11 protein-coding genes and 2 pseudogenes are annotated in these 15,355 nt (G+C 69.6%); 6 read left to right on the top strand and 7 right to left on the bottom strand.

What is annotated here, in order from left to right:
* Positions 1-578 precede the first annotated feature (578 nt).
* Positions 579-7,049 carry a toxin glutamine deamidase domain-containing protein gene (locus tag FHR36_RS39415; RefSeq protein ID WP_301330504.1) on the top strand — a complete coding sequence of 2,157 codons (6,471 nt, stop codon included), beginning with the start codon at positions 579-581 and terminating at the stop codon, positions 7,047-7,049.
* A gap of 323 nt (positions 7,050-7,372) precedes the next feature.
* Here FHR36_RS39415 and FHR36_RS20090 read toward each other — a convergent pair whose 3' ends face one another.
* The gene (locus tag FHR36_RS20090) at positions 7,373-7,510 is read right to left on the bottom strand and encodes a hypothetical protein (protein WP_253799496.1); all 138 of its coding nucleotides are present in this window, start codon (positions 7,508-7,510) and stop codon (positions 7,373-7,375) included.
* Between the two features lie 1,114 nt (positions 7,511-8,624).
* On the opposite strand from FHR36_RS20090, the gene FHR36_RS20085 reads away from it, so the two are divergent.
* Together FHR36_RS20085 and FHR36_RS40335 are read left to right on the top strand one after the other, a co-directional pair.
* The gene (locus FHR36_RS20085) at positions 8,625-8,852 is read left to right on the top strand and encodes a hypothetical protein (protein WP_253799494.1); all 228 of its coding nucleotides are present in this window, start codon (positions 8,625-8,627) and stop codon (positions 8,850-8,852) included.
* Positions 8,849-9,277, top strand: a pseudogene (locus tag FHR36_RS40335) (RNA polymerase sigma factor); the annotation flags it as partial. The gene FHR36_RS20085 and the pseudogene FHR36_RS40335, both read left to right, overlap by 4 nt.
* On the opposite strand, the gene FHR36_RS20080 reads toward FHR36_RS40335, so the two are convergent.
* The 4 genes from FHR36_RS20080 to FHR36_RS39410 form a co-directional block, all read right to left on the bottom strand.
* Positions 9,274-9,672: a hypothetical protein gene (locus FHR36_RS20080; RefSeq protein WP_253799492.1), complete on the bottom strand. Its 399-nt coding sequence runs from the start codon at positions 9,670-9,672 to the stop codon at positions 9,274-9,276. The pseudogene FHR36_RS40335 and the gene FHR36_RS20080 sit on opposite strands and share 4 nt — an antisense overlap.
* Positions 9,669-10,511 (bottom strand): TnsA-like heteromeric transposase endonuclease subunit, encoded by an 843-nt coding sequence (locus FHR36_RS20075; RefSeq protein ID WP_253800616.1) that lies wholly within the window; start codon positions 10,509-10,511, stop codon positions 9,669-9,671. The genes FHR36_RS20080 and FHR36_RS20075 overlap by 4 nt, the downstream gene beginning before the upstream one ends.
* 206 nt (positions 10,512-10,717) lie before the next feature.
* The gene (locus tag FHR36_RS39970) at positions 10,718-11,071 is read right to left on the bottom strand and encodes a hypothetical protein (RefSeq protein ID WP_253799490.1); all 354 of its coding nucleotides are present in this window, start codon (positions 11,069-11,071) and stop codon (positions 10,718-10,720) included.
* Between the two features lie 16 nt (positions 11,072-11,087).
* On the bottom strand, positions 11,088-12,107 hold the full coding sequence (locus FHR36_RS39410) for a TniQ family protein (RefSeq protein ID WP_308199604.1): 1,020 nt from the start codon (positions 12,105-12,107) through the stop codon (positions 11,088-11,090).
* Positions 12,108-12,140: 33 nt separating this feature from the next.
* Between FHR36_RS39410 and FHR36_RS20060 the strand changes: the two genes are divergently transcribed.
* From FHR36_RS20060 to FHR36_RS20050, 3 genes are all read left to right on the top strand, one after another.
* On the top strand, positions 12,141-12,281 hold the full coding sequence (locus FHR36_RS20060) for a hypothetical protein (RefSeq protein ID WP_253799488.1): 141 nt from the start codon (positions 12,141-12,143) through the stop codon (positions 12,279-12,281).
* 979 nt (positions 12,282-13,260) lie between these two features.
* Entirely contained in the window at positions 13,261-13,587 is a 327-nt protein-coding gene (locus tag FHR36_RS20055) for a hypothetical protein (RefSeq protein WP_253799486.1), read from the top strand.
* The gene (locus tag FHR36_RS20050; protein ID WP_253799485.1) at positions 13,584-13,817 is read left to right on the top strand and encodes a hypothetical protein; all 234 of its coding nucleotides are present in this window, start codon (positions 13,584-13,586) and stop codon (positions 13,815-13,817) included. Before FHR36_RS20055 ends, FHR36_RS20050 begins: the two co-directional genes overlap by 4 nt.
* A gap of 670 nt (positions 13,818-14,487) precedes the next feature.
* Here FHR36_RS20050 and FHR36_RS20045 read toward each other — a convergent pair.
* On the bottom strand, positions 14,488-14,634 hold the full coding sequence (locus FHR36_RS20045) for a hypothetical protein (RefSeq protein ID WP_253799483.1): 147 nt from the start codon (positions 14,632-14,634) through the stop codon (positions 14,488-14,490).
* 311 nt (positions 14,635-14,945) lie between these two features.
* Positions 14,946-15,355, bottom strand: a pseudogene (locus FHR36_RS20040) (hypothetical protein); the annotation flags it as partial.

Raw genomic sequence — 15,355 nt, 5'->3', positions numbered from 1 at the left:
CCGCGCTCAGGGCCGCCGCCGCAAGCCCTGCGGCCAGCCCTGCGGCCAGATTTCTTGTAGGTGGTGTGGAGGGGCGCATCAACGGAGTTCCTCTGCTCATTCCTGTGCGTGGCTGTGGAGTTCCGGCCTTCCCCGCGCCGGAACATGGCGCAGCCTGGGTGTTTGCCGAGGCTATCCCGGGTCCGTGTCACGTCCTTGGGTGGTTTGCCTCCGCTATGCCACTTATGTCAGCAGCGCGCCAGGTAACAAATCCTTCAAATTTCGGCTGTGTGCGCAGGATTGACGGTGACTCAGCCATGTCGTCGCTGCGATAGTCGACCCGAGCCGGCTGTTGATCACGCCGGGGGTGGGTGCTGCCCGCGTGCAGCGACGAACAGCAGAGGTGCGACCTTCACATGCTTCGAACCGCTGACGGACCCCGACGTGGAGTGTCCCGGCCGTGGTCCATATCTGGGCACCGCCGTCTTCGATGGCTGGGGGTGCTGTGTGCCGCCACCCTGACCGCGTCTCTGACGGCGGCTCCGGCGTTCGCCGCCGCACCGGACACCGCGCCGCCGCCGGTGCCTGGCATTCCGTCGGTGAAGGTCGGCCGTCCGCTCCAGGCCCAGCCCATCCATCCGAAGGACGACACCAAGCGCACCTACAAGCCGAAGGCCACCGCCTGGCCGAAGGCCGCCTCGGGCACCGCAAAGCCGGCCGCCCCGACGGCTGGCCAGGCCGAGGGCGCCAAGGCACAGGTGTCCGGAAGCCCGGTGTGGGTCCAGACTCCCAAGCCTGCCGACGGTGCCACCGCTCCGGGCAGTGTCGCGGTCAGTGTCCTGGACCATGCGAAGAGCACCAAGCTCGGCGTGTCCGGTGTGGTCTTCAGCATTGACGCGGGAGCGGCCGGCGGCAAGCTCCGCGTGGGCCTGGACTACTCGTCGTTCGCCGAGGCCTACGGCGGCAACTACGGCTCCCGCCTGCAGCTAGTGTCCCTGCCGGCCTGCGCGCTCACCACCCCCGAGGTGCCGGCCTGCCGCGTCCAGACCCCGCTCACCACCGACCGCGACCCGCGCTCGAGCACGGTCTCCGCCCAGGTCGAGGTTGGCACCGCGGCGGCCGCGACGCCGTCGAAGATCGGCACGACGGTCCCCGCGAGCACCGACACCGGGTCGCACGTGGTCTCGGCGGTCTGGTCCGGTGACACGGCCACGGCGGTGCAGGCCTCGACGGCGTCCACTCCGCAGGTCCTGGCCGCGACCGTGTCCAGCGGGCAGGAGGGCTCGGCCGGAGGCTCCTACTCCGCCGGAGCCCTGAGCCCGAGCGGCTCGTGGACCGGCGGCAGCTCCGGCGGCTCCTTCACCTACAGCTACCCCGTCACCGTCCCCGGCGCCACCACCTCCCTCACCCCGAGCGTCTCCCTCGGCTACGACTCCGGCGAGGTCGACGGCAAGACCGCCAGCACCCAGGCCCAGGCCTCCTGGCTCGGCGACGGCTGGTCCACCCCCGACTCCTTCATCGAGCAGACCTTCATCCCCTGCTCGGACAGCCCCGAGGGCAGCCCCTCGCCGTCCGCCACCAATGACGAGTGCTACGCCGGGCAGATCCTGACCCTGTCGCTGAACGGCTCCTCCACCTCGCTCGTCTACGACGCGTCGAAGGGCACCTACACCTCCAGCGGCGACGACGGCGCCAAGATCGCGCACATCACCGGCGCGAACAACGGCACCGGCACCTACAACACCGACTACTGGACCGTCACCGACCGCTCCGGCACCGTCTACTCCTTCGGCCGCAACCAGCTCCCCGGCTGGTCGGCGGGCAAGCCGGCCACCAACTCGGTCGACTCCATGCCCGTCTACTCCGCCCACCCCGGCGACCCCTGCTACAACGCGAGCGGCTTCAACGCCTCCGTGTGCACCACGGCCTACAAGTGGCACCTGGACTACGTCAAGAACATCCAGGGCCAGGCCATGGCCTACTACTACGCGCAGGACACCAACTACTACGGCCAGAACAACGGCGCCACCAACACCCAGTACGTTCGCGACTCCCACCTCGCCCGGATCGACTACGGCTTCCTCGACGGCGGCGCCTACAACACCGTCCCCGACCAGGTCTCCTTCACCACCGCCCCCCGCTGCGTGGCCACCACCTGCGACCCGATCTCCGCGGGTAACAGCGCCACCCAGTACCCGGACGTGCCGTTCGACCTGATCTGCGCCTCCGGTGCGACCTGCTCCTCGCACTCGCCGTCGTTCTTCTCCACCGTCCGCCTGAAGCAGATCGCAACGACGCAGTACGACACCGCCTCCGCCGGCTACAAGCCGGTCGACAGCTACGGCCTCGCGCAGACCGAGCCCCCGACCGGGGACGGCACCTCCCCGACCCTGTGGCTGTCCTCCATCACCCGCACCGGCAGCGACACCAGCGGCGGCGGCAGCGGCACCATCACCCTGCCCGCGGTGACGTTCGGCGGCACGACCATGCAGAACCGGGTCGACACCACCAACTTCCCCGGCATGTTCCGCTACCGCCTCACCTCCATCACCGGCGAACTCGGCGCGGTCACCGGCATCACCTACGGCCTGCCCAACCCCTGCACCCCCGCCTACATCGCCACCGCCAACCCGGCATCGAACACGGGCTCCTGCTACCCGGTGAGCTGGACCCCGCCGTTCTACAGCGCCCCGGTCACCGACTGGTTCCAGAAGTACGCCGTCACCCAGGTCCTCGAGACCGACATCACCGGCGCCGCGACCGACAGGACCACCACCTACGACTACGCCGGCGGCGCGGCCTGGCACTACGACGACAACGAGATCGTCCAGCCCAAGTACCGCACCTGGGGACAGTTCCGCGGGTACGCCACCGTCACCAGCCGCAGCGGTAACGGCACCAGCGAGCACAAGACCAAGAGCGTCACCGACTACTACCGGGGTATGGACGGGGACTACCTCACCCCCACCACCACCCGCAGCATCACCCTCACCGACTCCCAAGGCGGCACCCACGCCGACAGCCCACAGCTGTCCGGCAGCGCCCTGGAGACCTCGGCGTACCTCGGTGACGGCGGCGTGGTCGACCACTCGAGCATCACCTCGTACTGGATCTCGCCCGCCACCGCCACCCGCACCCGCACCGGCCTTGCGGCCCTGACCGCGAACACCGTCAAGCCGGCCGAGACCTTCACCCGGCAGGCCGTCACCACCGGCGGCAGCACCACCTGGCGCTACACCGAGACCGACAGCACCTACAACGCCAACACAGGCGACGCCGGCTTCGGCCTCCTCACCGCCACCTACACCCACACCGTCCCGGTCAACGCCGTCTACGACGCGTGTGCCACGGTGACGTACGCGCCGGCGAACACCACGCTCAACCTGATCGGCCTCGCCGCCTCCCAGGAGAGCGACTCGGTCGCCTGCGCCGGCTACACCCAGGGCGCCAAGCCGTCCGCCCCGGCCGGCTACAACACGCTCACGGCCCCGGCCTCGGTCAATCGCCCCGCGCAGGTCGTCTCCGCCACCCGCACCTTCTACGACGACCCCAGCTTCTCCACCGCGTTCCCGCAGGCCGCCGCGCCCACGGTCGGCAACGTGACCATGGTCCGCCAGGCCGCCGACTACACCGCCGGCGCGTTCACCTGGCAGACCGCCAAGCGCGCCACCTACGACACCTACGGCCGCCCGCTCGTCACCTACGACGGCAACGGCAACGCCACCACCACGGCCTACACCACCAACGCGGTCGGACTCACCACCGGCCGGTCCGTCACCAACGCCAAGAACCAGACCGCGAGCTCGACGATCGCCCCGGTCCGCGGCCTGCCGCTGACCGCGACGGACGCGAACGGCGTTGTCTCCACCACCCGGTACGACACGCTGGGCCGCCTCACCTCGGTGTGGCTCAACTCCCGCCCTACCACCGCGGCGGCCAACCAGGTCTTCGGCTACACGGTGTCCCAGACCTCTGTGTCCGGGACCACCACTCAGAAGCTCAACGACGGCCTCGGTTACATCACCTCGTACACCCTGTACGACTCCCTCGGCCGTGTCCGCCAGACCCAGGACCCCACCCCCATGGGCGGACGGCTCCTCAGCGAGTCGTCCTACGACTCCCGCGGCTGGGTCCGCAAGAAGAACAACGCCTTCTGGGACAAGGACAACAACCCCGTCCTGGCGCTCGCGCCCTCTCCCCAGGACGCCACGGTCCCCAACCAGGACGTCTACACCTACGACGGCCTCGGCCGCACCGTCGTCGACACCTCCTTCAAGTACTCGGCGGTCCAGGAGGTCACCACCACCGTCTACAACGGTGACCGGACCACCGTCGTCCCGCCGGCCGGCGGCACCGTCAAAACCACCGTCGTCGACCCGCTCGGCCGGACCGTCGAGCTCGACGACTTCACCGCCCGTCCGACCGTCGCCCCGCCCGTCGACCCGTTCACTGGCACCTACACCGTCTCGGGCGGCACCAGCCAGGCCATCACCTACGGCTTCGACGGGCACGGCAAGCAGAACACCACCACCGCCGCCGGATCCACCTGGACCACCACCTACAACCTGCTCGGCCAGGCCACCGGCAAGACCGATCCCGACGCCGGCGCCAGCACCATGACCTACGACGGCGCCGGCAACCTCAAGGAGTCCACCGACTCCCGCGCCAAGACCGTCAGCTACACCTACGACACCCTCAACCGCAAGACCGCAACCTACGCCGCCCCCGCCGCGGGCCAGTCCAGCGCCAACCAGCTCGCCGCCTGGGTGTACGACAACGACAACGCCGTCGCGAACGTCACCTACCCGATCGGCCACGCCACCACCACCACCGCGTACAACGGCGGCGCCGCCTACATCACCCAGTCCCTCGGCTTCAACGTTTTCGGCGAGTCCCTCGGCGACACCTACACCATCCCCTCCAGCACCGAAGGCGCCCTGCTCGGCAAGAACTACACCTTCAAGCACAGCTACACCCCCCACACCGGCCTCCTCGACAACGACACCCTGCCCCTCGGCTCCGGCCTCCCGTCCGAGATCGTCGGCCACGCCTACAGCACCGCCTTCGACCTGCCCGCCGGCCTCGGCACCACCAGCTACAGCTACGTCCAGGACGTCACCTACGACGCCTACGGCCACGTAGGCCAGACGACCCTCGGAGGCGACACCAACCTCGGCTGGATCACCAACACCTACGACGACCACACCGGACGCCTGACCGACCAGCGCGTCTCCCGCTCCAACACCGGCACCCCCAGCGACGTCGACCTGCAGCACTACGACTACGACCTCGCCGGCAACACCACCCGGCAGACCTCCACCCGCCTCGGCGCCACCACCGAGACCCAGTGCTACCGCTACGACCAGCTGGATCGCCTCACCACCGCCTGGACCGCCACCGACTCCTGCACAGCCACCCCCACCCCCGCCGCACACTCCACCGTCGGTGACGCCATCACCGGCGGCGCCTACTGGACCGACTGGGCCTTCGACCAGCTCGGCAACCGCACCACCCACACCGACCACTCCACCACCGGCGGCACCGACACCACCGTCACCTACACCTACAACGGCAACGGCGCCGCCCAGCCCCACACCCTGACCTCCACCAGCGCGAGCACCAGCTACCGCTACGACGCCACCGGCAACACCACCACCCGCACCACCCCCACCGGCGGCACCCAGAACCTCACCTGGGACAACGCAGGCCACCTCACCGCCATCACCGGCGGCACCGCAGGCAACACCAGCTACGTCTACGACGCCGACGGCCAAGTCCTCCTCCAGAAGGACCCCGGCACCACCACCCTCTACCTCCCCGGCCAGCAGGTCACCCTCAACACCACCACCAACACCCTCAGCTCCGTCCGCTACTACGCCCTCCCCGGCGGCGGCACCGTCGTCCGCACCGGCACCGGCACCAACTACCGCTTCGAAATCGCCGACCCCCACGGCACCAACGGCCTCAACCTCGACAACACCGCCCAAACCCCCACCTGGCGCCAGTTCACCCCCTACGGCGCCCCCCGCGGCACCCCCGCCACCTGGCCCGACAACCGCGGCTTCCTCAACGCCCCCACCAGCACCGCAACCAGCCTCACCACCGTCGGCGCCCGCCAATACGACCCCATCCTCGGCCGCTTCATCAGCGTTGACCCCGTCCTCGAAACCACCGACGCCCAACAACTCGGCGGCTACACCTACGCCGGCGACAACCCCATCGGCGGGAGTGATCCGACGGGCCTGCTCCGCCAGCCTGACTTCTACGGTGGCGGCGAGGCAGGTGGGGCAACATGCGAACAGGAATGCCAGGATGATGCGGCCGGGAATCCTGAGTTCTCCGATATTCCCGAGGACAAGCATGGACCCTGCACATTGTCAGGCGGGGCGTGTGGAGGGCCCGGCAGCTCGATTTCAATGAGTGACGTTGGAAAATTTTGGTGGGACGTTGCTACGCAGCCTGTCCGGGACGGCTGGAATTGCGGATGGAATCATCAAGACGAGGCATGCATGTGGACAGCTGTCACCATGTTCACAGCCGGGGAAGGCGCACTCCTCAAGGCCACCCTGGGTGACCTAGCCGCCACAGAGGGTGGAGCTGCCGAAGTTGGAAATATCAGACTCCTTGAAGGTGGCGAAGGCGTTACAATCCTCGGGGGGAAGTACAAGACGCCGAACGTTCCCACCCTGAAGGCGATGATCAATCCTGGTGGCGGGGAAACCAACTGCAGGGCATGTGCCGTCGCGCTGGATTACCTGCTGGCCGGAAAGCCCGCGTCGGCCGTTCCTTGGCTGCAGGGTGGAGATAAGAAGCTCATCGAGCAAATTATGGGCCGCCGGTTCCATGTTCGTAGTTTGAGTAATATAGTAAGTGACATAAATAAGTCGGGTGACGGTGCAAGGGGGATCGTGATTGGATATATCCCCCCCACTGCGAAAACTCCAGGAATCTATCACGCATTCAATGTTTTGAATAAAAAGGGTGATGTGCTATTCCTTGATGGACAAACCGGACATGCGAATTATGTTTCAAGAATGACTAACTTTCAGTTTATGGCGACTAATCCCTAGTGGTGGCAGGGGCTTTGTCTGCGGATATCGATTTTGCGCGACAGGTGGCCGAGGAATTCGTCTCGAGCCTGGTCTCCTTGCCTGGCGAGGAGCTCGTAGTGGATCCTTGTCGATATTACGAGATCGATGGGGCGGTTATTTTCCCGTGTAACTCGAGGGAGTTTTTTGAGGGAACTGGTGAATCTTATATCGGGGCGCTCCCGGTTCGAGTCGACGCGCAAACTTGGCAATGTCGATTTCTGACGCTTAGTGAAGTTCTCGAAATGTAAATCTCATACGCGCGAGTTTGATCGGATGTTTCGCCAGCCGTTCACTCGCTAATCTCATCTTTCATGGCGGCCCGTCGGTTCACCGGCGGGCCGCCCCTTTTCCACGCCTGAACCTGCACCCCTACATCTCCTCTCGGCGAAGAACACGCTGTCGCAGTCGAAGGTGTCCACGCCCTCGGACAGCACCTTCACGGAGGAGAGGATGTAGCGCAGGCCCCGCCCCAGGGTGTGAGTGGGTGGGGTGGCGTCAGCGGGTTGGGTGGCAGTGGGTTGGCTGAGCTCAAAAGCTTGTTGAGCTGGGCTTCTCATGGTCGAGGTCGTGGATCTTGGCTGTCGCCAGGCTGACCAGCAGGCCCGCACTGTCTGCTCGACGCGCTGGACAACCCGGACGACCGGGCCTCCCACGACCAACGCCAGAAGGAGAGGGACGCCTGTGCGCGGGGGTGGGCTTGCTCGACCGCTCGACCGCTCGGCTGCATGTGCGAAGAGCGCTGTGACTTCCGGGTCACGCGGATGCTTGCGATCCCTGGGTACGCCCGCCTTCTCCGGGCCTGCACCGATCCACCGGCCGCGCCCGGCTGCGCCCACGGGGCTGGGGCCCGACCGGTCCGGCCGGGTTTCACCGGTCCGTCCATGCCACCTCGCCGGCCCGGTTCCGCAGTGCCTTCGGCAGCCTTCTGCTCCGCTCGTTCTCGGACGCCCCGGGTCCGTCCTTCCGGCTGGCCTGGGCCGTCTGCCTCTGTTCGGGGCCGGTCGCCGGTGGCTGGCCCGGGGAGAGCCCCGCACCAGAGGGCCGCCAGGCCGCACCTCGGCCTCGCCTGCCCTGCGCTGTAGCCCGGTCCCCGTGCCGCCCCGGGGAGGTGACGGTTCTTGTATCTCCGCCACCCCGTACAGCCCGGCCCCGCGTCCCCGCGGAATCCGGCCGGGGCGGTGGCGCCGCCAGCGCACCCGTCGGCCGCGGCGTGCTGCGCCGGGTTCCGGGTGGGCGGGGTGTCTGGGCCGGGGTCTGCTCCCGGGAGACCCGGTGCCCGTGCCTGCCGCAGCGCGGGTGTCGGGTGTCTGCGCGGCCGGGCGGCGGGGTACGGGGGCGGGGCCGAAACCGAGCTTCGATGTGATCTGAGTCACTTCCCGGGGGTGGGTATCCGGATTCGGGTGGTTGGGGGAGTGGTTGTGGGTGAGGTCCGGGATGCTGGGCCGACGAGACGTCAGATGCCAACGACTGCACGAGAAAGGGGACCGACCGATGGGGTCGCCTCTGCTCGGGTCGGGACCCGTGTGGGCCTTCGCGCCCATGCTGGTCCCGCCCTTGATCTTTTTCGCTTCGCGTCGCCTGCTGGCTGCGGCGGAGCTGATGCTCCGCCTGCAGCACAGCGTGGTGATGGAACGCGAGAGACGCGCCACCTTCGTGGAGGTGGTGCGGGCGCTGCCCGCGGGTGGTGCCGTGGTCCAGTTCGAGGCCGGGGCGCCGCTGTGGGCGGTGTGGGTCCCCGGTGAGACGCCGGACGCCCGGGCGGCGCTGCGGAGCGCTGCGTGACGAAGGACGCTTCCATCAAGGACGCGGCCGGGGAACCGGAGTCGTACTCCGGGTTCCCGGACTTCGTCGCCCGGACGCGGCCCGCGCTGTGGGCCGTGGCGCTGTACGAGAGCCGGGGCGACCACCACGTGGCCGAGGACGTGCTGCAGGACGCGCACCTGCGGCTGTTCCGCTCCTGGGAGCGGATCAGCGGCCGGCCCGGGAGTCTGAAGGCGTACGGGCGTACGGCGGTCCGCAACGCCGCGAGGGACTTCTACCGGCGCCACCGCAGGCTGGTCGTGGTGGAACTGCCGGCCGAGGACGACTTCACCGTGTCGTGGGACGGCGCCATGCCGCACGCCGATGCCACGGACCTCGGGGCGCTGGTGGTGGAGCTGATCGGCCGGCTGCCCGAGCGGCAGCGGACCGTTGTCAGCATGGTCTACCTCGAGGACAAGACCTTCGAGGAGGCTGCGGCCGCGATGGGCAGCGTGAAGCCCGACACCGCGCCCGCGTCGGCCCCGTCGGGGTGGCCGGTCTCGACCTCGCGGATGTGCCGGCGCCACGTGAGCGCCCGTTCCCGGGCCGCCGCCGGGGCGGTCTCGAACAGGCCCCACTGCGGCGCCGCCTCCGCCTTCCCGTCGGCCTCGGGGCCGGTGAGGGCGAACGTGGGGTCGGCGAACAGGCGCCCGGCCAGCACCACTTCCTCCCCCTCGTCGGCAACCAGGTGGACGCGCTGTCCGGCCAGGCCGACGACCTGCCAGCGCGCCCCCCGGAAACGGACCTGCCCGCCGACCGCCAGCACCGGACGCCCGCCACGCCGCCGCGGCGCCGCGCTCACATCCCACCCCCGCCACAATCGCCGGCCACCCCGGCTGTCCCCATCCCGCTGCTTCCTGCCATGGCTTGTACGGATCCCGGGCCGACGAGGACGCCCTGGTGCAGCGGGCGTTCCAACGACACACTCAGCCGGCCGTGCCACAGGGTGTGGAAGACGGCGGGTAGAACCGTCATCGGGGGGCCGAGCGCCTGAACGCCTTCCAGGAGCGGCCGCGGCCGCTCGAACGCCTCCAGCAGCGCGTCCGCCACCCCGGGGCGGCCCTGGTAGCGGGGATGGCGGTAGCCGGCCAGCCACCTCAGGTTCGCCGCGAACACCGCATCCAGCGGCTCCAGGCGCCGGTAGTGCCAGCCGACCAGGTCGCACGCCGCCCGGGCCGCCTGCGCGCCGCGCAGCGCCCGCTCACCGCCCGCCTTTGCATGCCCCGGGCAGTCGGCCAGCAGGGCGGTGCCGTCCGCGTAGCGCGCGAACAGCTGCGGCACCCACGAGCGCACCGAGCCCCCATGGTCGCGCCACACCAGCCGCACCGGCCGCCCTGCCAGCCCTGTCACCTGCGGGTCGCGGTCCAGGACCATCAGCTGGGCGCGCATCGCGTTGGACCCGGCGACCACGTGCCGCCCGGTGGTGGCCGACCACCACAGCCCCGGCCCCCACCGCCTCCCGGGCGGCACCGGGAACGCGGACACCGGCGCCAGGTCCTCGAAGGCCACCGTCACGCAGGCGTCCTCCCACCGCTGCCGCACCTCCTGGCCGACCGGATCGAGGAACACCGCCTCGAACCCCGCCCGCCCATCCACATCCACCGGGCCCGCGGACCCACCCGCCCCGGCCCAACCGTTCACGCTGCTCACGGTTCTCAGCCAACCCGCCACACACGCCCACGCGGACGGCTTTCCCCGTTCCCGCCCCACCCCGTGACCTGGTGCGGTAGAGCGCCCCATACGCACCCGCGTTCTCACCCGGGCCCACACCCCACCACCAAGCCCAAGCCCGGTGCCGTCCTACACAGCGCCGGCCTGCCCCGGCCCGACGACCCGCCAGACCCCTTCTATCGCACCGCCCGGCCACCATCCCCGAGCACCTCGGCGAGCGCATCCGGGGACAGCCCCGCCCACGCCGCGACGTCCTCGACTCGCACTCCGGCCTCCAACGCGGCCCCCACCGTCTCCCGCACCGCCTGCTGCAGCCGGTCGATGCCGCAACCCAGGCCCTTCAGCAGCCGCTCCGCCGCCTCCGCACTGCTGCCCCGCTGCGCCCCGCGCAGCTGGATCAGCTGTTCCTGCGCGTCGTCCAGCAAGTTGCCGATCAGCGCGCGCCGTTCAGGCGCCACCGCCGAGCGCCACACCGTCCCCGACCCCGGCAGCTTCGCTTCCTTCGTCAGCGCCCGCAGCTGCGCCGCCATGCTCGTCGGCTGGAGCTCACGGCGCACCCACCACAACTCGTCCCTGTGGCCGCGGGGCACGGCCGCGCCGCGGCGCCGGCGGATCACCGCTCCACCACGCGATCAGCGGCCCGCCGAAGTCGACCGCCGCCAGCGGCCCCAACCACCGGCGCCCCACCCGCTCACCCAGCTGCCGGCAGAACGCCCCGTCCGCCGGCAACGCCCGGGGTCGCCCGGCCCCGCTGTCCTGCCAGACCAACTCGGCCATCACCGGATCCAGCAGCGCCCGCGCGACCTCCACCACCTCCGGGAAGACCGCCGCGTCCCGCGCCACCGCCCGCCACCGCCAGAAGTCCCCGCTCGCGTCCCCGCCCGCCAGGGCGTGCAGCCGCGCGGGCCACACCCGCTCGTCCGGCCACTCCAACGCCAGATCCCACCACCGGCACACCACCGCATACGCCACCGCGAACACCTCCCCAGGCCCAACCCCCGCCCGCACCGCACGCCTCGCCACCCGCACCCACCGCCGCTGCGCCTCGACGATCTCCGGCAGGCCGCGCACGTCCAGGAACTCCAACGCCTGGTCCGCATCGGCGTCCAGCAGCCACCGCCCGTGCCGCGTACACACCCGCTCCCACCGCTGCGCGTACCGCATAACCCGCACCGGCGCTCCGGCCCGCCGGGCTGCGCACCACCGGCACCCGAACGCCACCGGCCCCACCGCCGCGCCGCCCACCCGCCACACCGCCCCAGGGCCGCTGCCAGCCGCCTGCGAGGCCAGTTTCTTGTCGTCCAGCCCCCACGCCGGCAACGCCCGCCCCAGCACGTCCTCGTCGACCCCGCACAACCCGGCCAGTACCCGCCGCCCCGCCGCATCCGGCAGCACCTCGGCGTCCGCCCGCAGCGCACCGCCCTCATGCCGAGGCTGGTGGCTGAGCAACTGCCAGTGCGTCAGCACAGCGGCGTCGTCCAGGCCGTAGCGGGCAGCGACCCGGCTAACCAGCGAGAAGGTCGTCTCCCCGGCGATCGGAGAGATACGGAAGACCACGGAAGCCATGAGCCCAGCCTTGCGGAGAACAGCAGAACCTGGGTGAAGTTCCGCGTTCCCGTCACCAGCCGACTTGGCGGCTGCACGGCGAACGCCGCGCTGGTCTCCGTCCCGGACGATCCGTGGTGGGAGGTGCGGGTGCTGCACGCGAAGCTCTACCCGCCGCCCCACCGCTGGGTGTGACCTGTTTGGGTTGTTGGGCGTGGAATGGCCCCGTACGCTGGATTGTCTGGACCTTTGGTTGGACCTGTTGGGGGTGTCCGAGGGTGGTGGGTGTCCGGGCATTGGTAACTGTGTGTGGTGGTCGATGCAGGTCGGGGTCGGTGGGGCCGGGGCGGGGGTCGGTGGGGTGTGGTGGGCGGGTTTTCGGGTATGAATTCCGCCGGTAATTCCGTTGGGTTGTTTTGGCGGATTGGTTGCTGGTGGTGGTGTAAATTCGCCTCGCTGCGCCGCCGTTCGGGGCCGTGTGCGGGTCGCGCTGCGCCGCTGTCCTGGCTGCTCGGACACCCCCGCCACCCCGCCGGCTCACTGACCTCGACCGGGACGGCGCCACCCTCTACGACCGCATGCTGCGCCTGACCGGGGCCCCCGCACCTCCAGCGCTCCCGCCGACGCGGTCGAGCTCGGCCGGCACTCGCCGACCTGGCCGGCCTGACGCCGGTCGCACGGTGCTGCTCTGGGACTCAAACCCCCCTCCACGACGCGCTGCGCGGCCTGAAGGTAGAGCCTGGCCGGATCCTGCCGGACGGCTACCAGGGGTGCAGCACCTGGAGATGACTGTCATGCTGTGGCGGGCCGACCTCGACCCGCCACCGGCCACCACCGCATCCCCACCCCGCCAGGTACCGCGGACCGCCTGCGGCTCCGCCGGATAGTCACAGCCCGACCTGTCCAGTACCTGGGCGAGACCGGCTGCACGGCCCTCCTGAGCGCGTCACGGGCGCCCAGCCGATGTTCCCCTCAGCACGCTGCGGCCTGATGCTGCCAAGGAGCCGAAGCGCGGTCCGCCAGTTCGGTGGGCCGCGGCTTCTCCTATCCAGTTCGTTGTGACCGCCGGGGAGCACAACGTCGTGGTTCGCGCGTTGCGAGTGCACGGGGATCCGCCGTACCACCTCTTGCCATAAGGAACGTGCGTGCTCACCTTCACCTTGGAACAAACTGCTTGATCGACATCGAAGAGAACCGGCCTGCTGCCGCGAGCGTGCAGACCTTGATCGAGCGCCATGACGCTGGCATTGCCATAGTTCGGCTGGCGGCCACGACTGCGGCGGAGGAACCAAGCCGGACGGGTCTGCACCGAGGATCGCGGCTTTCCAGCGGCGGGTTGTGGCCCGCGGGGCTGGACCATCTCGAGATCCTCAAGCCGGTCGTAATCTGGGACTACAACTTCACCTACTGGGACTGGGCAGTCTGGGGCAACGAGTCGACCGGCAACCGAACTCGAGGCAATCCACAACGTGCTGTTTCCCGACGCACCGTTCGATCATGACCAGGCAGTGCCCGACGGTCTGCCGAACGCAGAACAGGGCGGAACGCAAGTGGCGGAACCAGCGGCTGGATGGTCTGGGGCTGCACACCCACATCCAGGCGGGTGCTGACGTGTACGTCACCTCGGACCAGAACTTCTTCAAGGAAACGAAGAAGTCGCCGCTCGCGGCGCTGGGCGCGCACATGATCATGCCCCCACACGAAGCCGTGGCCTACCTAGACTCGCTCTGAGGCTGGCAACTTACTGTCGGGCGGCCTTCCTGGCGCCCGACAGCTTTCCTGACGGTGCACGCGGGCGGCGGCCCTGCGCCTGGAACGCCGGCTGCGCCCGGACTCGGCGACTGCGTCAGCGGTTCGAATCCTGGCTGTCATGATGGGCGTCAGCCCAAGGGACCGGCCGGTGAGCTCGGCGACGTCCGCCGGCACGCCCACACCGGGGGCGAGACGGCCTTCGCCACCGCTGCCGACACATGCGCCGAGTGGCGTGCTACGCCGCCGTCCGGGGCGGGGTTGTTGGGTGCACTCCGAAGCTGGCCTGTTGCTCCTTGCGCCGGTCCAGGTAGCCGCCCGGGCCAAGGTGACCGGGGCCAAGGATGGTGGCCGGTCTTCGTCGAGGAGTGCCGGCGTCCGGAACCGAGGCTTCGCCCCAGGCCGACTCCTGGCCGCTCGGATCGAGCCGGGACTGGTTCGCCGGCAGCCGCGGACTCGCGTACCGCGCGTCATCCGGATCACCTACCGCCGTGACCTCCGGCCGACAGTCCCACCGGCCACGAGCACCGGGACGACGAGCACGACCAGGAGCGCGCCGTCGTCAGCCCCGGTGCGACTGGTCGGGGTACTTCCGGCACACCTCGTCGCCTTCGTCGTCGCACAAGCATGCGCTGCACGCGGCGCACAACTCTCAGCTGTCCTCGCAGCGCCGTGGCGGGTAGGTCATCTCCTCCCCGCACCACTCGCACGTCCTGGTGGGCAACCGCTCCGGGATCTCACTGCGTTCACGGATGCTGTGGATGTCGTCCTGGTCGTCGCCCTGCTGCTGATTCGTCACGGACGAAACGTAGCTGACAAGATCATCTGTAGTGCTTTAGACGCCGCTGCTGCGCCCGCCGGTCTGCCTGCCGTTCGGGGTGGCCGCCCGCTGTGCCCCGCCTTCTTGCCTGTTGTGCTGCCGTTCGGGCCGGCCCTCGTTCGGGCTTGGCGGGTCTGTTGGGTGCCGGGATGCCGGTGCCTGAGTGGTGGGGGTCTGGGTGGCCGTCAGGCCGCCGTGGAGGCTGTCGCCGGAGTGGCCGGCGCGCTGTCGCGTTACTCAGGTTGAACTCCTGATGTCGGGTGGCTGAGCCCGGATCCACCGGTCTGGGGTCAGCAGCAGCGATCCGGCCCATCAGCCACCATTCCCATGGCGACCAAGACCTCGGCATCGGCCAGGAAGGCCAAGGCGGCCCCCATGTCGCCGCCGTGAAGCAGCTCGGAGGCAGCCATACCGATCCAGGTCACAGCGCTGTCGCCCTTCATGTGGCCCGGGTCGAGCCCGTGCATTGCGCAAAGCCGTTGGTGCGTCGCAGAAAGGTAGGACGGCCAGTCGTCGTAGTCGGCGCGGTCCAGGCCGCTCAACTGTCCGAGCCAGGAGCCGGCATGGGCCCGAAGGACGGCCTCGGGTTCACGGAAGTCGTGCATCCATCCACACCGCTGTCCAACGCTTCCACCCGATCGTTCGACCGTCTGGAATCCCAGGAGCCAGGTGCTGGCCGCCCCACGGTGGCGCCACACGG

This window comes from Kitasatospora cinereorecta (genome assembly GCF_024172095.1).
In the GTDB taxonomy this organism is placed as follows: Bacteria; Actinomycetota; Actinomycetes; order Streptomycetales; family Streptomycetaceae; genus Kitasatospora; species Kitasatospora cinereorecta.
The sequence above is the reverse complement of the archived record's forward strand: the minus strand, read 5'-3'. Positions and strand labels throughout refer to the sequence as shown.

Coding starts and splice junctions, on each gene's coding strand:
- FHR36_RS39410 (WP_308199604.1), bottom strand. CDS start 12,107: ATGGCTTCCGTGGTCTTCCGTATCTCTCCGATCGCCGGGGAGACGACC.
- FHR36_RS20050 (WP_253799485.1), top strand. CDS start 13,584: ATGACCAGGCAGTGCCCGACGGTCTGCCGAACGCAGAACAGGGCGGAA.
- FHR36_RS39970 (WP_253799490.1), bottom strand. CDS start 11,071: ATGGCGGCGCAGCTGCGGGCGCTGACGAAGGAAGCGAAGCTGCCGGGG.